Raw genomic sequence first — 26,123 nt, forward strand, 5'->3', positions numbered from 1 at the left:
TCGTGAACAAAGGTCGAGCCAGATTGGTGCCGGAGAGTGTGATCTTCCCTGCGATGTGCCACCGGAGCCGCTCACGACGGAGCCCGCCGTCCGGCTCTCGCGCGGTGGAAACGCTCGCGAGAGTCGGGACGGCGGGCTCGACGCTTCAGTGCGGGATCAGGCGGCCGACGGGACGGTGCTTCAGGCCACCGAGGGATCGAGCAGACCGGCGCGCAGCCGCTTGATGATGCGGCTGATCAGTCGCGACACGTGCATCTGCGAGATGCCGATGACCTCACCGATCTCCGCCTGGGTCCGCTCCTCGACGAACCGCAGATGGATGATGAGGCGCTCCCGCTCGTCGAGTTCGGCGATGAGGGGGGTCAGGGAGTGGAGGTCGTCGACGAGCTCCAGCGCCCGGTCGTCGTCGCCGATGAAGTCCGCCAGGACCGTCTCGCCCTGCGAGTCGCCGTCGGAGGTGAGGGCCGCGTCGAGCGATGAGGAGTTGTAGCAGTTCGCCGCCTTGCGGGCCTCGATGACCTCGGCCTCGGGCAGCGACATGAGCTGCGACAGCTCGGCGGTCGTGGGCGTACGCCCCAGACGCGTCCGCAGTTCCTCCGTGGCCTTGGCCAGCTCGACCCGGGCCTCCTGCAGACGGCGCGGCACATGGACGGCCCAGCTCGTGTCGCGGAAGAACCTCTTGATCTCGCCGACGATGTAGGGGACGGCGAAGGAGGTGAACTCCACCTCACGGGTCAGCTCGAACCGGTCGATGGCCTTGATGAGCCCTATGGTGCCGACCTGGACGATGTCCTCCATCGAGTCTCCCCGGCCGCGGAACCGGGAGGCCGCGTACCGGACGAGGGACAGGTTCATCTCGATCAGGGTGTTGCGCGCGTACTGGTATTCGTGCGTGCCTTCCTCCAGCACGGCCAGGCGGTCGAAGAACTGTCGGGACAGATCGCGAGCGTCTTTCGGCTTGATCAGTGACGGTTCGTCGATGAGAGGGAGTGCCGTCTCGTCGACCGTCTGCGTCCGCTGTGCCGTGGCCGTCGCCTCGCCTGCCGTCACGGCTGTCATGCCGTCCACCCCACTCGTCGCCGCTGATGTGTCAAAGCCCGCATGCCCTGCTTCAGGCAGCTCACTCCTTCCTGGAGGCAACAGAAAGCGGGCGCCGGGAGGATCTGGCCGGAAGTCGCCCCTTTCTTCCCTCTTCTGAGGGAGTTTCGGGCGGGCGCCGACCATGAGCGAGGCCTGGCCGGAGCCGTGGCGGGGCGGGAATCCGGCCGCCACGTCGGGTGGTCGATTTCGAGAAGCGGTGTTTTTCCTCGGGAAGCCCGGGCAAGCGGAATTTCGTGCTTCGGACCGGAGGCACGTCCGTGGGAGCGAGTAGGTGTGAGCTCCGGGGGCCTCCGGGCGGTTCGGGCGGCGCCACTCCTCCTGCGGCATTCCCCCGCAAGCCAATGTTCAGGAGCGAATCCACATGCCTAGCGATTTGTCTACAAATCGACCTGACAAGCCCGTGAGCACGGAGACGGCCGTCCGGCCGGACTCATCCGCCCGGCCGTCCGCCGATGCGAAGCACCCGTCCACCCACGCGAAGCACTCGCACGACGACGCCCCCGACGCCGCGGCCGCGTTCGCCCGGCTGGCCGAGTTGGAGGACGGGCCCGAGCGGGACGCCGTCCGCGACGAACTGGTGACGGTATGGCTGCCCATGGCCCACCGGATCGCCGGCCGCTTCCGCGACCGGGGCGAGTCGGTCGAGGACCTGCGGCAGGTCGCGGCCATGGGGCTGGTGAAGGCGGTCGACCGGTACGACCCCTCTCGCGGGGCGTTCGAGAGCTACGCCGTGCCCACCATCACCGGTGAGGTGAAGCGGCACTTCCGGGACCGGATGTGGGCCCTGAGAGTGCCCCGCCGGGTCCAGGAACTGCGCAACAAGGTGCGGCTGGCCCGTCGGGATCTCACGTTGAATCCCGGATCCCCGGAGCCGACGGCGGCCCAGATCGCGGCGCACACGGGGCTGACCGAGGACGAGGTCAGCGCGGGGATGGAGGCGATGGAGAGCTTCAGCACGCTGTCCCTGGACGCCGAACTCGCTTCCGCGGACGACAACTACAGCCTCGCGGACACCCTGGGCGCCGTCGATTCCTCGTACGAGCTGGTCGTCGACCGGGAAGCGGCCAGGGAAGGGCTGCGTCGGCTGCCCGAACGCGAGCGGGCCATTCTGTACATGCGCTTCTTCGAGGACATGACGCAGACGCGCATCGCCGATGTGCTCGGCATCTCCCAGATGCACGTCTCACGTCTCATCAGCCGCAGCTGCGCGCGTGTCAGGGACGAGGCGATGGGCGGACAGCAGCCGCGAGCCGGCCGCTCCGATGCCGACGGACGGACCGACACCGACGAACGCACCAGGGCGGCGTGACGCAGAAAGCCGAGGAGGCCGAGGAGTGAGCCCGATGCTGATGCCCCATCCCGCGACCCTGCGCAGGCTCGTGGACGAGTACGAGGCGCTGACCGCCCCCGAGGGCGAGGGAGGTGCCGTGGCGAAACCGGACCAGCGAGCGCAGGACCTCGCCTACACGCTCTGCGTGTCGACCGGCACGCGCGATGTGATGCGTGCCCTGGAGAGGGCGCGCCGCCTTCTCGCGGCCCCCCGGCAGCCCGTGGCGCCGGTGCCTTCGCGGCCTTCCGGTACGGGCGGCACCGAGGTGCGTGACGGCGGAGAGGCCGTCACCAGGTGAACCCCGCGGGCCGGTCGCGGAGACGTGCGACCGGCCCGCGGGGTGCGCGGCTGCGACTCGGACACGTTCATGGAACGCCAGTGCGACGGCGTATTGTGGCCCCCGGGGTGGCACGGGTGGACCTGATGGGCAGCACGGACACATCGTTGTCGGTGTCGAGGTCCTGCAGCGGTGGGCCGCCCCGGCCGAGTCGGCCGACGGCCGACTTCGTGCCCGGAGCCCACGCGACCCGGGCCGGGCGGTGGCGGATTGCCCAGACCTCCTGGCCCCTACCCCCGACGACTGGTGGGGCGGAATGACGACGACGGCGACCGAGGACGCCCCCTTCGTGCATCCCGCGCTCTTCTACCGCGGTGACCAGGAGTACGTGGCCGGGACGGTGCCCTTCCTCCTGGAGGGGCTGGCGGCCTCGGAGCCCGTCGCGGTCGCCGCCCCCGTTCCGCGGCTGGAACTGATCGCGGCGGCGCTGGGAACAGCGGCCGAGGCCGTGTACTTCGTCGACATGACGAGGGCCGGGCGGAATCCCGGCCGTATCATCCCGTCGGTCCTGCGCGCCTTCGCCGACGCCCGGCGCGGCCGCCGTGTGCGCATCATCGGGGAGCCGATCTGGTCCGGCCGCACGGCCACGGAGTATCCGGCCTGCGTCCAGCACGAGGCTCTGATCAACGCGGCGTTCCGCGGGCGGGACGTGACCATCCTCTGTCCGTACGACGCACGGTCGCTGCCGGACGACGTGCTCGCCGACGCCCACGCCACGCACCCTGTGCTCATCACCGCGGGCCACCAGTCGGTCAGCGGCGCCTACGACCCGGTCAAGGTGCTCGCGCGCTACAACGAACCGCTGCGCTGTCCGCCCGGGGCGGCGACGTTCGGGTTCGACGCCGAAGCCCTGCCGGTCACGCGGGACTTCGCGCTCCAGGAGGCACGGGAGCGGGGGATGGGCGCGGTCCGCCTGCAGGATCTGGCGCTGGTCGTGGCGGAGCTGACCACGAACAGCGTGGTGCACGCCGGTGGCAGGGGAACGCTGCGTCTGTGGGCGGAGAGCGAGCAGATCGTCTGTGAGGTCCAGGACACCGGCCGGCTGACCGACCCCCTCGTGGGCCGCCGCCCGGCACCTCCCGACCAGCTCGGCGGCCGAGGCCTTCTCCTCGTTCACCACCTGTCGGATCTGGTGCGCGTGCACACCGATGAGCGCGGCACGACGATCCGCAGCTACGTGGCGCGCGCATAAAGCACGCGGGAAGGCCCTTTCGGCGAAATCGTTGCGAATGCCAGTCCGTCGGCAGGGTATTTGCTGCCCGTGGAGCATGACGGGCGGCGGATGTCCGGCCGCGGTGCTCCACCCGGGCTCACACGAGACGGAATGCACACGGGACGGAAGGAGCGGCGTGGTCACCGACAGAATCTGGTCGTACGCAGGGGACAGCGGGCACACGGAGGGGCAGCGGCTCACGGGCTTCACGGTGGTGGCGTCCGACGGCACGATCGGGCATGTGGACCGGCAGGCCGACGACTCGGGCCTGCGGCATCTGATCGTCGACACCGGAGTCTGGCTGTTCGGCAGCAGCGTGCTGATACCCGTGGGCGTCGTCACCGCCGTCGACGCCGAGGCCGAGGAGGTCAGGGTGGCGTGCACCGAGGAGGAGATCAAGGCCGCGCCGCGGTTCAAGACCGATCGCGAGACGCTGGACCCCGAGTACCTCGCCGGTGTCGGCGACTACTACCGGAGTCTGCCCCCACGACGGGCGACCGCGCCCTGACCCGGCACGACGGTCGAGGGATTCGCACCCATGGTCGTGCGCTCAGCGGGAAGACGGATGTGGACGGACCCGTTCTGGGACCCGGCATCGAGCAAGCAGATCTCAGGGGCACGGCGGATATGGACCGATTCGACACGACTGCCTTCGCGTCACCCGACCGCATGTGCGGTGGGACGTCGATGACGGCGGCTCCGATCACCACCGCGGCGATGGCTCGTGACCACGTCCGCGCCGTGGTGCAGGAGCAGTGGAACACCCCGTCCCGCAGGGCGACGGAGACCGCTGTCATCGATCTCCTGCTGGTCGTCTCGGAGCTGGCGGCGAACGCCGTCCGGCACGGGGGCGGGCTGGTCGGGGTCGAGGTGACGCCCACGCGTGAGGGCGTGCGGCTGGCCGTGCACGACAACAGTGACGTCATCCCCGCCGCCGCCTTCGGCTCGGGGGACCTTCCTTCGGTGCACCACGGCAACGGTTACGGCTGGCCGCTGATCATCCGGCTGGCGCGCGACATCGCCGTCGAAAGGCGTCCGGGAGGCGGCAAGACGATTCGCGTCCTGGTGCCGCTCCAGGCCATGCCGTAGGGAACACCGGGAAGCTCACCACGGCATGAACACGTGAATGTCCTTGGCCTTCTCGGTCGTCACCACACTCACCTGGTCACACAGCGTATGGATCAGATGCCATCCCACGCCCCCGTCGTTCCTGCCGGGACGGAAGGGGCGAGGTGCCGGTGGTGTGGCACTGGTGTCGTGCATCGTCACGTGCACACCGTCGAACGTGCGCCGCATGTGCAGCGTGAACGGGCCCGGCGCGTACTGCACCGCGTTCGCGGCCAGCTCCGTGACGACCAGCAGGATGTCGTCCCAGCGTTCGGGCTCCGCCGGCGGCGACACACGCGTGAGCGCAAGGAGGAACGCCTCCGCGGCGAGTCGTGAGCCCGTCACATCGGACGGTTCGCCGGCGAATTCGGTGGTCTGGGTGTAAGTCTCCTCAGAAGGCAGTTTGTCGTCCCAACACGGCTCGATCGCCATCACGGCTTCCCGCAGCCCACTCCCGGTGGGGCTGTGGCGCTTGCTTTGCTTCCACCGTTGCTGCTTCCCGACGGCAAAGGGCTTACTCGTCCGGTTCCGGTGACGATGGCAGGGACTCCGGAATGCGGCGGTCTGCGGGGATTCCGCTGTGGTGGGCGAGTACCACGATCGGCCCGGGTCATGGGTGTCTGATCCGGCGGGGCCGGGGCACTCGTTGAATGGCGGTGGGATCTGGACCCACTCCACAACCGCAGAGAGGGGAATCCATGCTCGGCATGGCAGCAGCCGTCCTGTTCCTCGTCGCGTTCCTGATCAACGCAGCGGAGATCTCGACCAACGACGTCTTCACCTCGACCAACGTGATGCTGATAGGTCTGATCGTGCTGGCCCTGCACCTCGCCGGGGTCGGCAGTGGATTGGCGACCAGGGGCCGCCGAAGGTGACATACGGAGCACGGTCCCGTATCCCTCAGATCCAGGTGTCGAGCCACATTCTCGAATGCCAGTCGGGATACGGGATCGTCGCACCCGTGTAGATCGGGAAGAAGTAGATGAAGTTCCAGACGATGAGCAGTACGAGGACACCCGCGCTCATCGCCCCCACCGCCCGGCGTCTCTCGCTCGACCCCGGCGGCCCCAGCATCGCGCCCACCAACATCGCGACGGCCAGGCACAGATACGGCACGAAGGCCACCGCGTAGAAGGAGAAGGTCGTACGGTCCTGGTACAGGAACCAGGGCAGATAGCCGGCACCCACCGCGCACAGGACGGCGCCCGCACGCCAGTCGCGGCGCAGCGCCCACCGGTAGAGCAGATAGAGGAGCGCGAAGCACGCCGACCACCACAGCAGCGGCGTGCCCAGCGCGAGGACCGCCTGGGAACAGCCGGACGCGGTGCGGCAGCCGTCCTGTGCGAAGTCCGTCTCGTACGAGTACGCCACCGGCCGTCCGAGGACCAGCCAGCTCCACGGGTTGGACTCGTAGCGGTGCCAGGAGTCCAGCCCCACGTTGAACTCGTAGACGCCGTGCTCGTAGTGCCACAGGCTGCGCAGGGAGGCCGGGATCCACGACCACGGGCCGCCCCGGCCGTGCGCCCAGTGCCGTCCGTAGCCGTTGTCGGACAGGAACCAGCCGGTCCAGGTCATCAGATACGTGACCAGAGCGACCGGCGCGAGGGACAGCGCGGACCAGCCGAGATCCTTGCGCAGCACCGACAGATACGGGCGGTGTGCCCCGGCGATCCGGCGGGAGCCGACGTCCCACAGCACGGTCATGACCATGAAGAACGCCAGGACGTAGAGGCCGTTCCACTTGCTCGCGGCCGCCAGCCCCAGAAGTGCGCCGGCCGCGATCCGCCACGGCCGTACCCCCATCCCCGCATGCTCGCCGGTGTGTTGATGCGGACCCGCGAAGCCGCTCGCGTCCACCGGCAGGGCTTCCGCGAGGAGGGCCCGCGCCCGGCCCCGGTCGACCAGCAGGCACCCGAACGCGGCCAGGACGAAGAACATGACGACGAGGTCGAGCAGAGCGATGCGGCTCATCACGAAGTGCAGGCCGTCCACCGCCATCAGCAGTCCGGCCAGACAGCCCAGTGCCGTCGAACGGAAAAGGCGGCGGCCTATTCGGCACAGCATCAGCACCGAGAGCGTGCCGAGCACCGCGGTCATGAAACGCCAGCCGAAGGGGTTCAGGCCGAACATCCACTCACCGAGGGCGATCACCCACTTGCCCATCGGCGGGTGCGCCACGAAGGTCCCGGTGTCGGACAGCGGGATCACCTGGGGGTCCGCCAGGATCTGCGGGTCGGCGATCTTGCGGTCCGGCCACGTCCCCTCGTAGCCGAGCTTCAGCAACGCCCAGGCGTCCTTGGCGTAGTACGTCTCGTCGAAGGCGACGGACCGCGGCCGGCCGAGGTTCCAGAACCGGATCGCTCCGGCGAGAACGGCGACGAGGACCGGACCGATCCAGCCCATCGCCTTCGCGACGCGGTAGGCCAGTGCCGGGCCGAGGCCCAGGGCCTCGCCGACGCGCGTGCCTGGCTCCGGGAAGGGCGGGACCAGAAGGTCACGGGTATCGGTCCGTGGGCGCCCCGTGTAGCCGAACCGGCGCAGGCGCCTCGCCCAGGGAGGGGAATCCGTCTTCGGGTGGGCGTCGGCGTCGACGCCCACCTGCGCCGCGATGTCACTGGTCACCGGGTCATCGTAGGGAACGGATGTTCATCTCATGCGTTTTCGGCCACCCCTGTCCGGTCGCGGAACTCCGTGGCCCAGTAGAGGAGGGCCAGGACGGGGAGTGCGGTGCCGAGGAGGGCCACCGCCGTCCAGCCGCCGGCGTGGAAGGCGAGCGAGCCGAACTGTGAACCGAGGGCGCCGCCGACGAAGAAGAGGGCGATGAAGGCGCTGTTGAGCCGCGCCCGCGCGTTCGCGTCGAGCTGGTACACGGTGTGCTGACCGAGGATCAGCGTGGTCTGTACGGCCATGTCGAGCAGTACGGCGGCCAGGGCCAGCAGGAGGATGTGCCGCTGGCCGAATCCGGCGACCGCGAAGGCGACGGCCGCGGCGGCGAGCCCGGCGCCGGTCATCGGTCGCACCAGCTTGCGGTCGGCCCAACGGCCCGCGAAGGGAGCCACGGCCGCCCCGGCAGCTCCGACGAGGGCGAAGACACCGACTCCGACGGGGGAGTAGTGGAATCGCGGGCCCGTGAGGACGTACGAGACGGTGGTCCAGAACGCGCTGAACGCACCGAACATCGCCGCCTGGTAGAGCCCGCGGCGGAGCAACACCGGGTGGACGCGCACCAGTCGGACCGTGGAACGCAGCACCTGGGTGTACGGGATCGCCGTGGTGGCGGCCTGACGGGGCAGGGCGGCGTGCAGGGCCAGTGCCAGCAGGGCCATGAGGACGGCGGAGCCCAGATAGACGACGCGCCAGCCGGCCACGTCGGAGACCAGGCTGCTGAGGGTGCGGGACAGCAGGATGCCGGTGAGCAGACCGCTCATCACCCGGCCCACGATCCGGCCGCGGGCGTGGTCCGGGGCGAGACTCGCGGCGAAGGGCACCAGGATCTGGGCGACGACCGACGTGCCGCCGCTGATCAGGGACGCGATCAGCAGCATGGGGAAGCTCGTCGCGAGACCGGCTGCGAGGAGAGCGAGCGTGGTGACCGCCAGCAACACGGTGATCAGGCGGCGCTTCTCCAGGCGGTCGCCGAGCGGGACGAGCAGGAGCATGCCCAGGACGTAGCCGACCTGAGTGAGGGTGATCAGCCCGCCGGCGGCCGCCTCGCCGACGTGGAAGACGTCGCGCAGCGAGGACAACAGGGGCTGGGCGTAGTACAGGTTGGCGACCGTCATGCCGGTGGCGGCGGCCAGGAGCACGACCAGCCATCCCGGTACACCGGGTGCGGCCGCGCCGGTGGACCGGCCCGAGGTGTGGTCGTCGCGCGAGCTCTGGAGGACGTTCATGGTTTCGTCAGCGTCCGGGGGCGCGCCTGTGCTTCCCTCGTTGGGTCGATGGTTCGAGATTTCAGTCATCTCTGAAAGAGATGACGACCCGGCTTCCGTCAGGTCATGTGCCGCAGCAGCGCGGCGACCGCCGGGGGTGCCTCGCCCCGGGGCCGGACCACCATGACCTTCCAGTTCGGCGCGTGACGGTCGAAGCGGTGGGTCGTCAGATCGGGGAACCGGTCGGCGATCGAGACGGGCATGACGCACACACCCAGGTCGTTGCGGACGAGTTCGGACGCCGCGACGATGTCGTTGACCTCGAACGTCGGCTCGCGGTCGACGGAGGCCGCACGGAACGCCTTGTCCACGGCGAGCCGGATCGCCCAGCCGGGCGTGAAGTCCACCAGCGGCAGCCGGGCCGCGTCGGCGAGGGCGACCTTCCCGTCCGCCACGGGAAACGTCCGCCCCGGAGCGCTCACCAGCACCATCTCCTCGCGGGACAGCAGCCGGGTGACCAGCCCCCGTTGCTGCTGGCGGTCGAGGGCGACCACGGCCAGATCCACCGTTCCCTCGCGCAGCGCCTGGCGGATGTCGACCACGGCCGCCTGCCGCAGCCGCACCACCACCCCCGGATGCTCGGCCCGCAGGGCGGCCAGCGGGCGGTGCAGGTCGGCCCAGACCCCCTGCATCGTGCCCACCGTGATGCGGCCCCGCAGGTGCCCCTGTACGACGTCGACGGCGGCCCGTGCCTGGTCCGCGGCCCGTAACGCCGCCCGCGCGGCCGGTACGAACGCCTCACCGGCCGGGGTCAGGGAGACCCGGTGCGTGGTGCGGTCGAACAGCGGGGTGCCCAGCTCGCGTTCCAGCGCGCGCACCGTGCTCGACACGGCGGACTGGACGACGTGCAGCCGCTGCGCCGCCGCGGTGAAGCCGCCCTCCTCGGCCACCGCGATGACGACCTCCATCTGCCGCAGATCCACTGGCTCTCCCGGGGCGTGGTTCATCTTCTTCAGAGATGGGTCTCTTCATCGGCCATCACAGCATGAGGCCACCCTCGATGGCGTGGTCAATGGAGGAACGTCCGCGAACGCACCTCTGTGCCCGCCGTTCGCGACGGCGGGCACAGAGGTGTGCGACAGAGGGTGCGTCCGGACGCCCGCCGGGGGCGGCGGCCGGTCCTAGTCGGTCACGTCCGTGACCTTCCAGCGCTGGTTGGAGCCGGAGTTCGGCGTCCACAGCGTGACGGCGGCCCCGTCGTTCGTGGCCTGGCCGCCGACCTCCAGAAGCCGTCCGGTGGCCGCGTTGACGAGGGTCCAGGTGCCGTCGCCGGTGGACGACATGATCCACTGGGTGGCCTTGTCGCGGGGGCCGGAGTCGGCCTCCAGGACCGGGGCGCCGTCACGGACCGCCAGGCGCTTGCCCTCCACCGGGTTGGTGAAGACGTACCGCTGCCGGTTGCCGGTGTCACCGGAGATCTGCCGCAGCTTCCACTCCTGGCCGGCCGCGTCTCCCGCGGAGGTCCTGATGACGAGGCCCGTGCCGTTGTCGGCGACGGTGAGCGCCTTGCCGCTCTGGACGCCGGTCAGCTCGTAGGAGTGGCCCTTGCGTAGTTCGGCCGCGTCCTTCGCGACACCCGAGACGCCCTTGACGACGAAGGAGGTCACGGACTGCGCGGGCACCGTGAAGGTGGCCTTGCGGTCACTGACCTTGACGGCCCTGTGGCGTTCGAGCTTGCCGTCGGCGCTGGTCACGACCGGGGTGACGGTGGCGCTGCGGCTGACCTTGCCGAACTTCGACAGGTCGACGGTGACCGCGCGGGCGTCGGTGGTGCTGTTGACGTGGACGACCGTCGCGCCGTTGCCCTTCTTGGAGACGGCGGCGGCGCTGGAGGTGTCGTCGGTCTTGATCAGCCGGTCACCGGGCTTGATGTAGTGCGTGAAGTTGCGGGCCGTGTCGAACTTCGTGTTCGTGTAGATCGGGCAGGACTTGAGGGTGTCCTTCGAGGTGCAGCTGAACGGGAGCTGGATGCTGCCCCAGTTGCCGCCCTTGGCCGACTCGCCGCCCGGCTTCATGTTGTCGTAGTCCTCGACGGGCTGCCAGAACACCCAGGCCTTGGGCTCCAGTTCACGCAGGTCGTCGACGATGCGCTGGGCGAGACCGAGGCCCGGCCGCATGTCCGTGAAGCTCTGGCCGTCGCCCCAGTCGCCCTCGACCTCGCTCTGCCACAGCGGCTTGTCGGCCGCCTTGGCGAGGTCGCGCACGGTGGTGCGCTGGCCGGTGCCGTAGGTGTGGACGTTCATCTGGTCGACGAGGTCCCGCACTTCCTGCGGGTAGGTGTTCCAGTTCGTCGAGAAGATGGACGGGTTGGTCTCGTCCATCGCGGAGATCTCGGCCTTGGTCTTCGCCTTCTTCAGCGCCGGGGCCAGGGCCTTGATGACCTTCTGCTGGAGCTCGGGGCCGATGTGCGCCCCTTCCTGGCGGCCGCCGACGGGCTCGCCGTCGGCGCCCAGGCGGGTGCTCCAGTAGTTGGTGTTGGGCTCGTTGAAGGGGTCGATCGTGTCGACCTTGATGCCCTCGGCCTTCTCCAGCCGCTTGGTCGCCCCCGCCATGTAGGCGGCGAAGTCGTCGACCGACTCGGTCTTGAGCTGGTCGTCGGTGGCGTTGAACCCGCCGGAGACGTAGCCGCTCTTCGTCATGAACCACGGCGGGGAGTTGCTGAACGTCTCCCAGTGGTCGATGTCGTCCTTGATGTGGTCGACCCACCAGCGCTGGGTCGCGTCGGCGTTCTTGTTCCAGTCCGCCGGGTCGTCGGCGCTCCACCAGTCGGTGTCCTCGCGGGTGGTGCCGGCCGGAGCCTTCCACCAGCCCTCGACGGCACCTCCGGCGCGCAGGTAGTCCTTGACGTCCGGGGCGTTGCCACCGCCGATGTTGTAGCGGGCGATGTTCAGCGCCAGACCGTCGTTGCCGAAGAGGAGCTTGGCGAGCTTCTCGCGTATCTCCTTGGGGTAGTCGCCGGTGGCGTTGGCGAACCAGACGAGGCTGGTGCCCCAGCCCTCGAACTTCTCCTGCTCGTACGAGGGATCGGGCCGCACGGTGACGGCGGTGTCCGCCGCCGTGACCTGTGCGGTGGACGACGGGGCGGAGACCAGGGCGGCCCCGGTGGCCAGTGCGGTGAGGCCGGCGGCTCCGAGGAGCCGTCTGTTGCGGGTGCGGCGTGCCATCGTGTGCTCCCAACTGCGGTGGTGGTAGCTGCGGTCGACCTCCCGCCCGTCGGGCAGGAGGGATGGCCCTCGAACGGGTGCGGCGACGTTCGAGGAGTCGTCGGTGTGCGGGTGAGTGCGTCAGGTGGCGGGCTGTCGCACCACGGCGACGTCCCTGGGCCCGAGGACGAGACCGCCCTCGGCGTCGGTGTCGCCGACCAGGACCTCTCCCGCGAGGCCGGTCAGCGGCACCGTGTCGTCGGTCCGGTTGACCAGGAACAGGAAACGGCCGTCGGGTCCACGGCGTACCGTCTGCTCGACCGATCCCCGTGCGTCGGCGGGCAGTTCGCTCTGCACGCCCGCCGGGCCGAGCAGCCCCGGCAGCAGACCGGCCAGCCCGTCGACGCCGAGCCGGGTGGAGACGTACGAGGCCGAGCCCTGCCCCGCGGCGCGGCGGGTGACGGCGGGCATGCCCGCGTACGTACCGGTGCGGTAGTGGGCCAGCACCTCCACCGCGGGGTCGGTGACGGTGATCCGGTCGGTCCACAGGGTGCCCGTGCCGGCACCGTCCAGGTCGACGCTGTCGCCGTCGAGCAGCGGCCCGAACTCCTCGATACGGATGCCGAGGAGATCGCGCAGCGCTCCCGGATGACCGCCGAGCCAGATGTGGTCGTTCTCGTCGACGACACCGGAGAAGTACGTGGTGACCAGATGGCCGCCGGTCTCGACGTACCGCGTGAGCTCCTTGGCCAGCGGCGCCGGGATCACGTGCAGCACGGGTGCGATCAGCAGGTCGTAGCGGTCGAGGTCGGCCGTGGTGGTGACGACGTCGGCCCGGACGCCGAGGGCGAGGAGGGCGGAGTACCAGTCCAGCGCCTCCTGGCGGTAGTCGAGCAGGGCGGTCGGGTGGGAGTCCTGCTCGCTCGCCCACCACGAATCCCAGTCGTAGACGATCCCGACGCGGGAGGGCTCGCGCTCGGTGCCCGCGACCGGGGCCAGGGCCTTGAGCGTCCGGCCGAGGGCGGTGACCGCGCGGAAGACCTCGCTGTCGGCACCGGCGTGCGGCACCATCGCGGAGTGGTACTTCTCGGCGCCGGCCGCGGACTGGCGCCACTGGAAGTAGCACACGGCGTCGGCGCCGTGCGCGACGTGCAGCAGCGAGTCCCGGGCCAGGTCGCCCGGCCGCTTGGCCACGTTGACGGGCTGCCAGTTGACGGCGCTCGTGGAGTGCTCCATGAGGAACCACGGGCGGCCGCTCGCGATGCCGCTGGTGAGGTTCGCGGAGAAGGACAGCTCGTCGCGGTCCTGCGGGCCCGGGTGGACGTAGTGGTCGTTGGAGACGAAGTCGATCTCGCCCGCCCAGTCCGGGTAGTTCATGCCCTTGGTGTTGCCCATCACCATGAAGTTGGTGGTGACCGGCACGTCCGGCGTGATCTCCCGCAGCACGTCCCGCTCCGCGCGCAGGTACTCCTTCAGCGCGTCGGAGGAGAAGCGCTTGAAGTCCAGCTGCTGCGTGGGGTTCGGGTGGGAGGCGGCCAGCCGGGGCGGCAGGATCTGCTCCCAGTCGCTGTAGCGCTGCGACCAGAAGGCCGTGCCCCAGGCGTGGTTGAGGGCGTCGAGGGTGGTGTACCGGTCGCGCAGCCAGTCGCGGAAGGCACGGGCCGCGTCGTCCGAGTAGTCGTAGATGTTGTGGCAGCCCAGCTCGTTGGATATGTGCCAGGCCACCAGCGCGGGATGGTCCGCGTACCGTTCGGCCATCGTCCGCACCAGACGCAGCGCGTGGTCGCGGAAGACGGGCGAGGTGGGCCGCCAGTGCTGCCGCGCCCCCGGCCACACCGTCTCACCGGAGGCGGTCACCGGAAGGATCTCCGGGTGCGCCGTGGTGAGCCAGGGCGGCGGGGACGCGGTGGCGGTGGCCAGGTCGACCCCGATGCCGCCCGCGTGCAGCAGGCCCATGATCTCGTCGAGCCAGCCGAAGTCCCACTGGTCCCGGGCCGGCTGGATGCGGGCCCAGGAGAAGATCCCCACGGAGACCAGGTTGACGCCGGCCTCACGCATCAGCCGTACGTCCTCCTCCCACACCTCGCGAGGCCACTGCTCGGGGTTGTAGTCGGCGCCGTACGCGAGGCGTGGGGTGGAGTCACCGTCCGGCCCGTTCAGCTGGGACAGGAGGGTGGAGATCATCGTGGTCCTTCCGGTGTGGCACAAGAGGCGGCATGGGGTCGGGTGTCGAACTGGTCGACGGTGGTCGAACTAGTTGACGGTGAAGCCCTGTTCCTTGCCGTACTTGATGGAGGCGTCCTGCCAGGACTTCAGGCCGGCGGAGAGCTTGGTGTTGCCGACGTAGGCCTTGCCGACGGTGTCGTTGAAGATCGAGTTGGCGTACTGCTGGAAGGGCAGGTACGACCAGTCGGAGGCGACGTTGGCCGCCGACTCGGCGAAGATCTTGTTGGCCTTCTGGCCGCCGAAGTACTCGAACTCCTTGTTCTGGAACGCGCTGTCCTGGAGCTCCGCGGTGGTCGCCGGGAAGGCGCCCTCCTTGATGCGGGTCGCGACACCGTCACCGGAGTTCGCGTACTCGACGAAGGCGTAGGCGAGTTCCTTGTTCTTGCCCAGCTCGGGCAGGGCCAGGGAGCTGCCGCCGTTCTCAGCGGTCGCCTTGTCGCCCTTGGTCCAGGCCGGCATCGGCGCCGCGCGCCAGTCACCGGCGGCGTTCGGCACACCGGTCACGAAGTTGGCGGGCATCCAGGCACCGGTGGTCAGGGTGGCGATGGTGCCGTCGCCCAGGCCCTTGTACCAGTCGTCGGTCCAGCCGTTGATGGGCGAGACGAGCTTCTCGTCGATCAGCTGCTGCCAGGTGTCCGTGTACTTCTTGGCGCCCGCGTCGTCGAAGTTGACCGACACCTTGGTGCCGTCGACCTTGTAGGGACGCGAACCGGCCTGCCACAGCATGCTGGTGGTGAAGCCGGCGTCGCCGGCGTCGTTGGCGATGTAGACCTTGGGGTCGGCCTTGTGCAGCTTGCGCGCCGCCTCGACGTACTCGTCCCAGGTGGTGGGGACGGCGATCTTGTACTTGTCGAAGACCTTCTTGTTGTAGAACATCGCCATCGGGCCGGAGTCCATCGGCAGGCCGTAGACCTTGTCACCCTCGCTCACGGCGTTCCACGGGCCGGGGGTGTACTTGGACTTGAGCTTGTCGGCGCCGAACGGGGCCAGGTCGCTGAGGCCCTTGGTGAGGGCGTACTGGCTCAGCGCGAAGTACTCGACCTGCGCGACGTCCGGGACGCCCTTCTTGGCCGAGATGGCGTTCGACAGCGCCGTGTAGTGCTTGTCGCCGGACCGCTCGCCGACGAGGTTGATCTTGACCTTGGGGTACTTCTTCTGGAAGTCGGCGGCGACCGACTTGAGCGTGGGCTCCCAGGCCCAGACCGTGACCGAGCCGCCCTTCTTGAGGGCCGCCTGGATGTCGTCGGCGGAGACCGGCTTCTGGCCGGAGCTGTCGTCGTCGGAGCCGCCGCAGGCGGTCGCGCCCAGGGCGAGGACGGAGAGGACGGCGAGGCCGCGCATCAGGCGGCGTGTGGTTCTGCGCATGGAGGTGCTTCCACTTCTTCGTGGGTGGGACAGGGTGAGGGTGAGGAGATGACGGTGAAAGAGGTGGGACTGAGGGGGCCTTGAGAGCGGGGTCACTCCTTGACGCTTCCGGCGGCCAGCCCGGACTGCCAGAACCTCTGCAGCAGCAGGAACGCGGCGATCAGCGGGATGATGGTGAGCAGCGACCCGGTGATCACCAGGTTGAAGATCACGTCACCACCGATCGTCTGGGCCTGGTTGTTCCAGGAGTCCAGACCCAGGGTCAGGGGATACCAGTCCGGGTCCTTGAGCATGATCAACGGCAGGAAGTAGTTGTTCCAGGTGGCGACCGTGGTGAACAGCAGCACGGTCACGGTGCCGGGGGCGAGCAGCGGCAGGGCCACCTGGAAGAAGGTGCGCACCTCGCCCGCTCCGTCGATCCGGGCGGCCTCCATCAGTTCGTTGGGGATCGCCTCGGTGGCGAAGACCCACATCAGATACAGGCCGAACGGCGAGACCAGCGAGGGGATGATCACCGCCCACGGGGTGTCGGTGAGCCCCATCTTGCTGAACATCAGGAAGGTGGGCACCGCCAGCGCGGTGCCCGGTACGGCGACGGCACCGATGACCACGGCGAACACGGCGCGCTTGCCGGGGAAGGTGAACTTCGCCAGCGCGTAGCCGCCCAGGATCGCCAGGAGGGTGGCGCCACCGGCACCGAGCACCACGTACAACAGGGTGTTCAGGAGCCAGCGGACGAAGATGCCGTCGTGGTACGAGAACGTCTCACTGATGTTGTCCCAGAGGGCGAAGTCGTTGCTGAACCACAGCCCGGACGAGTCGCCGAGCCCTTCCTGGGTCTTGGTGGCGCTGATGACCAGCCACACCAGGGGCACCACGGTGTAGAGCAGGACCAGGCCGGTGAGGACGGTCAGGAGCACACTGCGCTTGGGGCGCCCGGGAACATGCCCCTTGCGCGTGCGCAGACGGGGCGCGCCCTTGGATCCGCCGGAGTTCTGAGCGGGTGCGGGCTGGGAGGCGGTGGTGACGGAGCTGCTCATGTTCACGCTCCCTTGCGCATGCCGCGGAGCTGCACGACATAGGCGATGACCATGGTGATCAGGCCCATGATGATGGCGACCGCCGCGGAGTAGTTGTGCTGCTGGCCGTTGAAGGACAGCGAGTACGTGTAGAAGTTCGGGGTGAAGTCCGTCGTGATGGCGTTGCGCGCCAGCGGCCGCAGGATGGCCGGCTCGTTGAAGAGCTGGAAGCTGCCGATGATCGAGAAGATCGTCGCGATGACCAGGGCGCCGCGGATGGCGGGGAGCTTGATGGCGGTGATGACCCGGAACTGCCCGGCGCCGTCGATCTCCGCGGCCTCGTAGAGCGAGTTGGGGATGACCCGTAGCGCGGAGTAGAAGATCAGCATGTTGTAGCCGATGAACTCCCAGGTGACGATGTTGCCGATCGACGCTAGGACCAGGTCGGACGAGAGCGGGTCGGGCAGGGTGACGTCGAAGGCCGAGTTGATGTCGCCCACCAGTCCGTACTTCGTGCCGTACATGAAGCCCCACATCAGGGTGGCGACCACGGCGGGCACGGCGTACGGCAGGAAGATCACGATGCGGAAGAAGTCCTTGCCGTACAGGCGTCCGCTGTCCAGCGCGAGGGCGATCAGCAGGGCGATGCCGAGCATGATCGGGACCTGTACGGCCAGGAAGAGCGAGACCCGTGCGAGCGAGTCCCAGAACTGCTCGTCCTTGAGGGCCTGTGTGTAGTTGTCCAGGCCGACGAAGGTGGTGCCGCCGATCAGCTGGTCCCGGAACAGGCTGAGGTAGATCGAGTACACGATCGGTGCCAGGAAGACGAGGGCGAACACGGCCACGAAGGGACCGATGAAACCCCACCCCGTCCAGGAGCGGCGGTCCCGTTTCGCCGGAGGCCGGTCCGGGCGCCGCTTGGCTGCCGCCGGCGGTTGTAGCGTCGTCATGTCGTTCCTCGCTCGTCCCTCTCGCGAACCCGGCGTCGTGCGCCGCTGATGTTTGCGTAAACATCCAGTCCCGAAGCAGGTCGTGGCCTGTTATGTTTACGTAAACATCTGATGGCGGCATGTCTACACTGCCCCGTTGACGGTGGTCAAGGGTCATTTGAGGAAACTGCGGCTCGGACAGCGAGGGAGACGGGTGGACACAGCGGACAGCGCCTCGGTGAGCAGGCCGAAGGCGTCGGCACGTGCCGGAAAACGGGCCCGCCGGACGCAGAGCGCGTCCATGGCGGATGTCGCCCGACTGGCGGGCGTCTCCTCGCAGACAGTCTCGCGAGTGTCGAACGGTTACGCGGGCGTGAACGAGGAGACCCGGCAGCAGGTGCTGGCGGCCATGCAGGAACTGGGCTACCGGCCCAACAGCGCCGCCAGGGCGCTCAAGCGCGGCGAGTTCCGGACCATAGGCGTCATCACCTTCGGCCTCTCCACCACGGGCAATGTGCGCACGCTGGAGGCGATCGCCACCTCGGCTGCGCACGAGGGGTACGCCGTCACGCTGCTGCCCGTCGCCGTTCCCACGCAGGACGAGGTGCGCGGTGCGTTCTCCCGGCTGGGGGAGCTGGCCGTCGACGCCGTCATCGTCATCCTCGAGGTGCATCTGCTCGACGCGGTGGCCATCACCCTGCCGCCCCACATCCAGGTCGTCGTGGCCGACTCGGACGCCGGCGACCGCTACACCGTGGTCGACACCGACCAGGCCGGCGGGACCCGCGCCGCGGTGCGGTATCTGCTCGACCTCGGCCACGAGACCGTCTGGCACCTGGCCGGGCCGGAGGAGTCCTTCGCGGCCCAGCGCCGCGCCGACGCCTGGCGTGCCGAACTCACCGAGGCGGGCTGCACGGCGCCGCCGCTGGTTCGCGGCGACTGGTCGGCCGAGTCCGGCTACCGGGCCGGCCTCGAACTCGCCGCACAGCAGGACTGCACGGCGGTGTTCGCGGCCAACGACCAGATGGCGCTGGGCCTGCTGCGGGCCCTGCACGAACAGGGCCGGTACGTGCCCGACGACGTCAGCGTCATCGGCTTCGACGACATCCCCGAGGCGGGCTCCTTCCTGCCTCCCCTGACCACCGTCCACCAGGACTTCGCCGAGGTGGGGCGGCGCTGTGTCGAGGGGGTGCTGCGGCAGATGCGCCACGACGCGGCGGAGCACGGGACCACGCTCGTGCCTACGCGGCTCGTGGTGCGTGACAGTACGGCGGCTCCGCGGGGGCGTTGAGCGCGCCGCGGGGCGGGTTGAGCGTCGCCTGCGGGTGCGTCGTGGCCGGTCGCGCAGTTCCCCGCGCCCCTTTGGGGCGGCCCGGGGGAGCCGCCGGCCGGATCAGTTGTCCGGCTGCTCCATGGCCTCCACGATCGCGTCCCAGAGGCGGGACCTGGCCTCCAGTGCGAGGGTCGCCGTCTCCGCGGCTTCCTTCCAGCGGGTGTCGTCGTCGCCGCAGAGGTCCGCCACCATGGCCATCGCCATGGGTGTGTGCTCCTCGCCGTCCACCTCGATGTGCCGGGCGAGGTAGTCGCAGAAGATCGGGAACCGGTCGGAACCCTCCTTCTTGATCACCTGGTCGAACATGTCCGGGATGAGGTCCTCCCGGGAGAAGGCGAAGGCCGCCGCCTGGCAGTGCAGGGGCCTGTCGAGGATGATCCCGAACGTCGTGGTGACGAACTCGGCCGCGGGGCCGGGTACTCGGGCGGCCCGCAGCGCCGCCTGCACGTCGTGGCCCTCCCCGAGCAGCGCGAGGAACGTGTCCAGGCGTGAGGTGTCCGCCCCCGCCTCGACCATGCCGCCCCGATAGAGCTCGAAGTGGCTGGTGAAGCCGCCGTCCAGCTCGTCGCTCTCCTCCACCAGCACGATGTCGTTGATGAGCCGCCGGCTCACCTGCGAGCCGCGCGGCACCCAGGGGACGTCCACACACGTCAGCTCCCGCTGGAGGGACTTCAGCAGCGACATGAAGTCCCACACGGCGAAGACGTGGTGCTCCATGAAGGTCGCCATGTCCTCCCGGGTGCTTATCCGCTGGTAAATCGGATGGGCGGTCACTTCTTTTCTGGCCGGTTCGATCTCGGCGCGCGCCCGGTCGATTCCCTGGTGGGTCATGCTCCAGTCGTACCTGGACATGGGTCTCCTTCTTGCTCTTTCAGATCCGGCTTATTCGGCTCGACGTTCGGCTCTTCACGTCGCCGGCGAACGGTGCCCCCGAGACCGATGGTGCCGCTTTGTTCGAGAACCCGGCAAGCGGTTTCAGGAATTCGCAAATGTTACCCGAAGTACGGCACGGCAAAAGCCATCAAGATGGATGCAAGGGTGACAAAGTGCTGCTTTCCCGGCTGCACGCAAAAACTCCGTTGAGAGTTGAACATCAGGTGTTGCCTTTCCGTATTCGGAGGCGTGACCAGGAATCCCGTTACCGTCACCGTCGCGTATCGAGTGGTACCGGGCCGCGAGGCCGAGTTCCACTCCTGGGGGTGGGGTGTGCTGCGTGCGACCGCGCAGGAACCGGGCTTTCTCGGCGGTGGTGTACTTGTCGACGGAGAGGCGGAGTGGCATGTGGTCTACCGCTTCACCAGTGAAGGTTCCGCCCTGGCCTGGGACAACTCGGTCGAGCGGGCCGAGTGGCAGGCTCGTGGGGAGATGCTGGCCCGTGAGACGGGCCGACGGACCGTGCAGGGCTCGAAGGCATGGTTCGAGTCCCTGACCGAAACCCCTTCCGCGACCGCGGCGGCACCACGTCCGCCACCGAAGTGGAAGTTATGGTTCGTGAATATGAGCGCGGTCTTCCCTCCTGTACTCATATTCAATTTGCTTGTGCTTCCTTATCTCGGTGACTTCAACCCTCTCATCCGCACCTTGTTCCTCTGCCTGGCCGTGACGGCCATTGTCACGTGGATTCTCATGCCGCGGCTGCAGCGTTTCTTCAAGAAATGGCTGTACCCGCCGCTGCAGGCAATCCGTGGACGGCACAAACGACGGGCTGCACAAGGCTGAGAACGACCAAAGGGGGGTGGGCGGGTGAAGACCCTGCTCATCGACAACTATGACTCGTACACATACAACCTGTTCCAGCTGATTGCCGAGGTCAACGGCCAGGAGCCGGTGGTGATCCTCAATGACGCCTCGGCCGACGATCTTCCGGACCTCCGGGGGTTCGACAACGTCGTGGTGTCCCCGGGACCGGGACACCCCGATCGGGCACGCGACTTCGGCATCAGCGCCACGGTGCTCGCCGAGTCCTCGATCCCCGTCCTCGGCGTCTGCCTCGGACACCAGGGCATCGCGGCCGGCGAGAGTGCCCGGGTGATGGCCGCACCGGAGCCCCGGCACGGCCATCTCTCCAGAATCCGGCACACGGGCGAGGGCCTGTTCAGCGGACTCCCGCAGGACTTCACAGCGGTCCGCTACCACTCGCTGTCCGTACGGGAACCGCTGCCGGCGAGCCTCAAGGGCACCGCCTGGGCCGAGGACGGCGTCCTGATGGGGCTGCGGCACCGCACCCGGCCGCTGTGGGGTGTGCAGTTCCACCCCGAGTCGATCCTCACCGAGTACGGCCACCGGCTGTTCCTGAACTTCCGCAGCCTCACGGCGGCGCGCAGCCGAGGGGTCCGCCTGACCAAGTGCCGTACACGGGAGTCCCGTACCGCAGGCGCCGCCAAGGCGTTCGTACCTCGCCCCCGACGCTCCGCGCCCGTCGGCTACCGGCTGCACACCCGCCGGATCGCGACCGCCGTGGACACCGAGACCGCCTTCACGCGGATGTGCGCCGACGCACCCAGGGCGTTCTGGCTGGACAGCTCGCGGGTCGAGGAGGGGCAGTCCCGCTTCTCGTTCTTCGGCGACGGCACCGGTCCGCTGGCCGAGTTCGTACGCTACGACGTCGATTCCGGTGTCTGTGAGGTCGAGCGGCCCGGGCGGCCCCCGCGCAAGGTGCAGGCCAGCGTCTTCGACCATCTGAAGCGGCAGTTGGCGACCCGCCGGGTGGACGCCGGTGAGCTGCCCTTCGACTTCACCGGCGGATACGTCGGCTACTTCGGATACGAGCTCAAGGCCGACTGCGGCTCGCCGAACCGGCACCGGGCAGAGACCCCGGACGCCTCCTGGCTCTTCGCCGACCGGCTGATCGCGGTCGACCACCAGAACGGCTTCACCTACGCGGTCTGTCTGGCGGAGAACACCCCGCAGGGCACGCGGGACGCCGCCGACTGGCTCGACAGCGCGGTGGCGCAGCTGAGCTTCGTGTCGGCCGCAGGGCCCACCGTGACCCCGCCGACCGCGTCCGAGCCCGATCTGCACGCCGCCGAACCCTGGCTGGTGCGCGACCGCGCGACCTACCTCGCCGACATCGAGGCGTGCAAGCGCGAGTTGAACGCCGGCACCAGCTACGAGATCTGTCTGACCAACGCCGCCGAATTACCCGCGCCGCCCGACCCGTTGGCCTACTACCGGGTGCTCCGGCGCATCAACCCGGCGCCCTACGCGGCCTTCCTGCAGTTCGGTGATCTGGCGGTGGCCGGCGCGTCCCCCGAACGCTTCCTGCGGATCACCCGGGACGGCGTCGCCGAGGCCAAGCCCATCAAGGGCACCGCGCCCCGCGGCGACCGGCCGGAGGAGGACGCCCGGCTGAGGGACTCGCTCGCCGCGGACGCCAAGACCCGCGCCGAGAACCTGATGATCGTCGACCTGCTCCGCAACGACCTGGGCCGGGTCTGCGAGACCGGAACGGTCCGGGTGCCGCGCCTCATGGCCACCGAGACCTACGCCACCGTGCACCAGCTGGTCTCCACCGTCGAGGGCCGCCTCCGCGAAGGCACGGAAGCCGTGGACTGCGTACGCGCCTGCTTCCCCGGCGGCTCGATGACCGGAGCGCCGAAGCTGCGCACGATGGAGATCATCGACTCACTGGAGACCGCCGCCCGCGGGGTCTACTCCGGCGCCGTCGGCTACCTCGGCTGCAGCGGCGGAGCCGACCTCAACATCGTCATCCGCACCGCCGTCTTCACCGGCGGACGGATGCACCTCGGAGCGGGCGGCGCCATCGTCCTCGGCTCCGATCCCGAAGCGGAGTACGACGAGATGCTGCTGAAGACCGCCGCGCAGTTACGCGCCCACCGCGAGTCCACGACCGCCGAGCCGGTCTCCCTGCAGGAGCAGATCCGATGACGCCCACGACCTCCGCCCCGAGCCCCACCGACACGGCCGGTGTCACCGAGACCGAGGCCGGGAACCTGGCCTCCGGGCTGGCCGCGCTGGCCGAAGCCCAGGGCTGGACCGACCGGCCCGCCTTCCACCAGGGTCACCGGGCCTGGACCCACGGCGAGGTGCACGACCTCGCCGCCCGCGCGGCCGGCGTGCTGGCCGACCACGGTGTCTGCCCCGGCGACCGGGTGCTGCTCGCGCTGCCCGACTCCCTCGCCTGGGTGACGGCGTTCCTGGCCACCGCCCGGCTCGGCGCGGTCGCGGTCCTCGTCAATCCCGAACTGCCCTCGGCCGACCACGAGTTCATGGCCGAGGACGCCGGAGCCGCCCTGTGCGTGACCGGGCCGGGACTGGAGGAGCGGTTCGCCGGGCGGACCCGGCTGGGCGCCGACCAGCTCGTCGCACTCACCCGCAGCACGCCGCCGACCACCGGCGCCCACCCGGCCGGACCACGCACCCCCCTCTACATCCAGTACACCTCCGGAACGACCGGCACCCCCAAGGGAGTTGTGCACTGCCACGGCGACCCCGGGACGTACCACGAACTCATCGGCGACCGGCTGCTGCGGATCACCCCGGACGACGTCACCCTCTCGGTGTCGAAAATGTTCTTCGCGTACGGCTTCGGCAACGCCTTCGTCTTCCCGCTCTTCTCGGGATCCTCCGCCGTACTGGTCGACCGGCGCCCCTCACCCGCCGCGGTGGACGAACTCGTCGCCCGCCACCGGGTGACCCTGCTCTACTCCGTCCCCTCCGCGTACGCGGCCCTGGTCGCCGACCGGGCCGACGGACACGCCGCCTGCTTCGCCTCCGTACGCGTGGCGGTGTCGGCCGGTGAGGGCATGCCCGCCGGACTCGGCGAGCGCGTCACCGAACTGCTCGGCGCACCCGTCCTGGAACAGATCGGCTCCACAGAGGCAGGGCACGCCTTCTGCGCCAACAGCCTCGACGCCAACACCCCCGGCACGGTCGGCCGCCCGGTCCCCGGCTTCGACGTGGAACTGCGCGACCGCGCAGGACACCCGGTGCCGGACGGCTCGGAGGGCGAACTCTGGGTCAAGGGGCCGACGTTGACCCCCGGCTACCTGAACCTGCCGGGGGAGACGGACCGCGTCCTCGTCGACGGCTGGCTCAACACCCGGGACCGCGCGCGGCGCGAACCGGACGGTACCTACCGTCACTTGGGCCGGGCCGACGACATGGAGCTGGTCGGCGGCATCACCGTCTCCCCACTGGAGGTGGAGGCCGTGCTGCGCAAGCATCCGGCGGTACGCGAGGTCGCCGTGGCGGCCGTCACCGACGAGCGCGGCGCGACCGCTCTGCGGGCCTACGTCGTCATCGGCGTGTCGTCCTCGACCGCCCCCACCTTCGCAGCGACCAGGTCCGGCCTGGAGTCCGAACTCATCGGCCTGGCCCGCGAACACCTCGCCGCCTTCAAGGCCCCCAGAACGGTCCACGTCGTGCCGTCACTGCCCCGCACCCCGACCGGCAAGCTCCGCCGCCACCTCGTACGCCAGGGCGCGTGGTGACCGTGGCCGTGACCGCGAACACCCCAGAAAGGAAAGGGCCCATGCCACAGCCGCAGTCCCTGCTCTCCGATCGTGGGTTCTACCTCGGCCCGATGTTCCAGCAGGCCACCGCCCGGCACGGAGCCGTCCCGGTCACCCTGGACCGGCCGCTGGACGTCAACCCCGACCTCGGTCTCGACCTCAGCTACCCGGTCCTGGCCGCCCTCGTCGAGGACCTGTCCGGGCGGCTGTGGGAGGCCGGCGTCCGGCCCTCCGAGCAGGTCGTCGTCCACAAGACGGACAACGTCGACATCGTCCTGCTGACCTGTGCCGTCTCCCGGATCGGCGCCGTCCCCGTCCTGCTCTCACCGGGCCTGCAGGGCCCTGTCGTCGGCCAGCTCCTGAAGCGGCTCCGCGACCCCTGGCTGCTCACCGACCGGGCGAAGCTCACCGGACCGCTCAAGGACATCGAGGTCGCCCGGCTCGTCCGGCAGACCCTCAGCGTGGACGACGCTCCCGGAGCGGTCCCGCTGGACAAGTACGCCGGAGCCCCGCCCCACGGACCCGTCCGGCTGCACCCGCGCGAACCCGCGCTCATCACCCACAGTTCGGGCACGACGGGCATCCCCAAGCTCGCCGTGCACTGCCCGAACACCATGTGGAACCGGCTCGTACCGCAGAAGGCCATGGGCTGGCCCACCCGCGGCGAGACGGCCGCCCTGCACATGTCCTTCGTGCACTCGCGCTTCTACCACCTGCTCGGCGTACTGCTGCACTTCGGCAGCCCGCTGCTGTTCATCACCGACCCCGAGCCCGCCGCCGCGGGTCCGCTGCTCGCCCGGCACCGTCCCGGGATCGTCGAGACCCACCCCAACACCTTCGTACTCTGGGAGGAGTTGGCCGACGCCCCCGGCGCACCGCTGGCCCGCGTCCGCTCGTACGGCAGCACGTTCGACGCGATCCACCCGCGCACCGTGCAGCGGCTGCTCGGCGCGTCGAACCGGCGCTCGCCCTGGCTGATGCAGCTGTACGGGCAGAGCGAGACGGGCCCGGTCGCCTTCCAGTGGTACACGCGCCGCAGCGCGGCCAGGGCGGACGGCCGCCGCGTTGGCATCGGCATCCCCGGCTTCACCCGGGTCCGGATCGCGGACAGCGAGGGACGGCGCACCCAGCCCGGGACAGCGGGCCGCATCGAGGCGCGCACCAGGGGCCGGATCCTCACCTACCTCGGCGCCCAGGACCAGTACGACCGTCAACTGGGCGACGGCTGGTGGCAGATGGGCGACATGGGCTATCGGAACCGATGGGGCGCCCTCTATCTGATCGACCGTGAGATCGACCAGATCGACTCCGTGCACAGCAACCTGGAGATCGAGGACACGCTGATGTCCCGCCTCGACGAACTGCGCGAGGTCGTCATCGTGCCCGGCGTCGACCGGGAGCCGGTCCCGGTGGTGTGCGTCCGGGGCGAACAGCCCCTCGACCTCAGGCGCTGGCACGAGGCCACCGTCGACCTGCCCAGGATGGCCGGCCCACGGCAGTGGCGGTTCGACGAACTGCCGATGACCTCCACCTGGAAGGTCAAGCGGGTGGAGATCACCCGCATGCTCGCCGAGAGCGCGACCGCCACCACCGAGCATCCCGGCGGCGCCTGAC

The 26,123-nt window shown here is 69.5% G+C and carries 22 protein-coding genes; 11 read left to right on the forward strand and 11 right to left on the reverse strand.

The annotated features are described in order from the left end of the window. Positions 1 to 180: 180 nt before the first annotated feature. Positions 181 to 1,059 (reverse strand): RNA polymerase sigma factor SigF, encoded by an 879-nt coding sequence (locus OG718_RS48535; RefSeq protein WP_328847205.1) that lies wholly within the window; start codon positions 1,057 to 1,059, stop codon positions 181 to 183. A gap of 403 nt (positions 1,060 to 1,462) precedes the next feature. On the opposite strand from OG718_RS48535, the gene OG718_RS48540 reads away from it, so the two are divergent. The 5 genes from OG718_RS48540 to OG718_RS48560 all read left to right on the forward strand — a co-directional run bounded on the left by OG718_RS48540 (position 1,463) and on the right by OG718_RS48560 (position 5,070). Continuing rightward, entirely contained in the window at positions 1,463 to 2,410 is a 948-nt protein-coding gene (locus OG718_RS48540; RefSeq protein WP_143642542.1) for a SigB/SigF/SigG family RNA polymerase sigma factor, read from the forward strand. 34 nt (positions 2,411 to 2,444) lie between these two features. Then, positions 2,445 to 2,729 (forward strand): DUF5133 domain-containing protein, encoded by a 285-nt coding sequence (locus tag OG718_RS48545; protein ID WP_143642541.1) that lies wholly within the window; start codon positions 2,445 to 2,447, stop codon positions 2,727 to 2,729. Between the two features lie 295 nt (positions 2,730 to 3,024). After that, entirely contained in the window at positions 3,025 to 3,960 is a 936-nt protein-coding gene (locus tag OG718_RS48550) for an anti-sigma factor RsbA family regulatory protein (RefSeq protein ID WP_328847206.1), read from the forward strand. A 157-nt stretch (positions 3,961 to 4,117) separates the two neighbouring features. Beyond that, positions 4,118 to 4,489: a PRC-barrel domain containing protein gene (locus OG718_RS48555; RefSeq protein WP_143642539.1), complete on the forward strand. Its 372-nt coding sequence runs from the start codon at positions 4,118 to 4,120 to the stop codon at positions 4,487 to 4,489. Between the two features lie 119 nt (positions 4,490 to 4,608). Continuing rightward, positions 4,609 to 5,070 (forward strand): ATP-binding protein, encoded by a 462-nt coding sequence (locus tag OG718_RS48560; RefSeq protein ID WP_313904907.1) that lies wholly within the window; start codon positions 4,609 to 4,611, stop codon positions 5,068 to 5,070. A gap of 15 nt (positions 5,071 to 5,085) precedes the next feature. Here the strand turns inward: OG718_RS48560 and OG718_RS48565 are convergent, their stop codons facing one another. Then, positions 5,086 to 5,520, reverse strand: coding sequence for an ATP-binding protein (locus tag OG718_RS48565; protein WP_143642538.1), 435 nt, complete (start codon positions 5,518 to 5,520; stop codon positions 5,086 to 5,088). A gap of 275 nt (positions 5,521 to 5,795) precedes the next feature. Here OG718_RS48565 and OG718_RS48570 point away from each other — a divergent pair, with 275 nt between their 5' ends. Beyond that, a complete protein-coding gene (locus OG718_RS48570; protein ID WP_186001415.1) occupies positions 5,796 to 5,963 on the forward strand; it encodes a hypothetical protein in 168 nt (55 codons plus the stop codon). A 25-nt stretch (positions 5,964 to 5,988) separates the two neighbouring features. Here OG718_RS48570 and OG718_RS48575 read toward each other — a convergent pair whose 3' ends face one another. The 8 genes from OG718_RS48575 to OG718_RS48610 form a co-directional block, all read right to left on the reverse strand. Continuing rightward, a complete protein-coding gene (locus tag OG718_RS48575; RefSeq protein ID WP_443055291.1) occupies positions 5,989 to 7,710 on the reverse strand; it encodes a dolichyl-phosphate-mannose--protein mannosyltransferase in 1,722 nt (573 codons plus the stop codon). 29 nt (positions 7,711 to 7,739) lie between these two features. After that, positions 7,740 to 8,981: an MFS transporter gene (locus tag OG718_RS48580; protein ID WP_143642535.1), complete on the reverse strand. Its 1,242-nt coding sequence runs from the start codon at positions 8,979 to 8,981 to the stop codon at positions 7,740 to 7,742. A gap of 98 nt (positions 8,982 to 9,079) precedes the next feature. Continuing rightward, positions 9,080 to 9,943, reverse strand: a complete 864-nt coding sequence (locus OG718_RS48585) for a LysR family transcriptional regulator (protein ID WP_143642534.1) — start codon at positions 9,941 to 9,943, stop codon at positions 9,080 to 9,082. Between the two features lie 198 nt (positions 9,944 to 10,141). Then, entirely contained in the window at positions 10,142 to 12,184 is a 2,043-nt protein-coding gene (locus OG718_RS48590; RefSeq protein ID WP_328847207.1) for a glycoside hydrolase, read from the reverse strand. A gap of 120 nt (positions 12,185 to 12,304) precedes the next feature. Next, complete coding sequence (locus OG718_RS48595) at positions 12,305 to 14,347, reverse strand: beta-galactosidase (protein ID WP_328847208.1); 2,043 nt, start codon at positions 14,345 to 14,347, stop codon at positions 12,305 to 12,307. A gap of 69 nt (positions 14,348 to 14,416) precedes the next feature. Beyond that, complete coding sequence (locus OG718_RS48600; protein ID WP_143642531.1) at positions 14,417 to 15,754, reverse strand: ABC transporter substrate-binding protein; 1,338 nt, start codon at positions 15,752 to 15,754, stop codon at positions 14,417 to 14,419. A gap of 92 nt (positions 15,755 to 15,846) precedes the next feature. After that, positions 15,847 to 16,794 (reverse strand): carbohydrate ABC transporter permease, encoded by a 948-nt coding sequence (locus tag OG718_RS48605; RefSeq protein WP_143642530.1) that lies wholly within the window; start codon positions 16,792 to 16,794, stop codon positions 15,847 to 15,849. A 2-nt stretch (positions 16,795 to 16,796) separates the two neighbouring features. Continuing rightward, on the reverse strand, positions 16,797 to 17,723 hold the full coding sequence (locus OG718_RS48610; protein WP_143642529.1) for a carbohydrate ABC transporter permease: 927 nt from the start codon (positions 17,721 to 17,723) through the stop codon (positions 16,797 to 16,799). Positions 17,724 to 17,916: 193 nt separating this feature from the next. Between OG718_RS48610 and OG718_RS48615 the strand changes: the two genes are divergently transcribed. Further along, a complete protein-coding gene (locus OG718_RS48615) occupies positions 17,917 to 18,993 on the forward strand; it encodes a LacI family DNA-binding transcriptional regulator (protein WP_398939480.1) in 1,077 nt (358 codons plus the stop codon). 102 nt (positions 18,994 to 19,095) lie between these two features. Here OG718_RS48615 and OG718_RS48620 read toward each other — a convergent pair whose 3' ends face one another. Next, positions 19,096 to 19,887, reverse strand: coding sequence for a DUF3050 domain-containing protein (locus OG718_RS48620; RefSeq protein WP_328847209.1), 792 nt, complete (start codon positions 19,885 to 19,887; stop codon positions 19,096 to 19,098). 270 nt (positions 19,888 to 20,157) lie between these two features. Between OG718_RS48620 and OG718_RS48625 the strand changes: the two genes are divergently transcribed. Genes OG718_RS48625 through OG718_RS48640 form a run of 4 tightly spaced genes read left to right on the forward strand, consistent with a single transcriptional unit; the run spans position 20,158 to position 26,122 of the window. Then, a complete protein-coding gene (locus OG718_RS48625) occupies positions 20,158 to 20,754 on the forward strand; it encodes an antibiotic biosynthesis monooxygenase (protein WP_143642528.1) in 597 nt (198 codons plus the stop codon). Between the two features lie 24 nt (positions 20,755 to 20,778). Next, positions 20,779 to 22,923 (forward strand): aminodeoxychorismate synthase component I, encoded by a 2,145-nt coding sequence (gene pabB / locus OG718_RS48630; protein ID WP_328847210.1) that lies wholly within the window; start codon positions 20,779 to 20,781, stop codon positions 22,921 to 22,923. Next, on the forward strand, positions 22,920 to 24,488 hold the full coding sequence (locus OG718_RS48635; RefSeq protein ID WP_143642526.1) for an AMP-binding protein: 1,569 nt from the start codon (positions 22,920 to 22,922) through the stop codon (positions 24,486 to 24,488). The genes pabB and OG718_RS48635 overlap by 4 nt, the downstream gene beginning before the upstream one ends. Positions 24,489 to 24,529: 41 nt before the next feature. Further along, a complete protein-coding gene (locus OG718_RS48640; protein WP_328847211.1) occupies positions 24,530 to 26,122 on the forward strand; it encodes a class I adenylate-forming enzyme family protein in 1,593 nt (530 codons plus the stop codon). Position 26,123 lies beyond the last annotated feature (1 nt).

Source organism: Streptomyces sp. NBC_00258 (assembly GCF_036182465.1).
Lineage (GTDB): Bacteria > Actinomycetota > Actinomycetes > Streptomycetales > Streptomycetaceae > Streptomyces.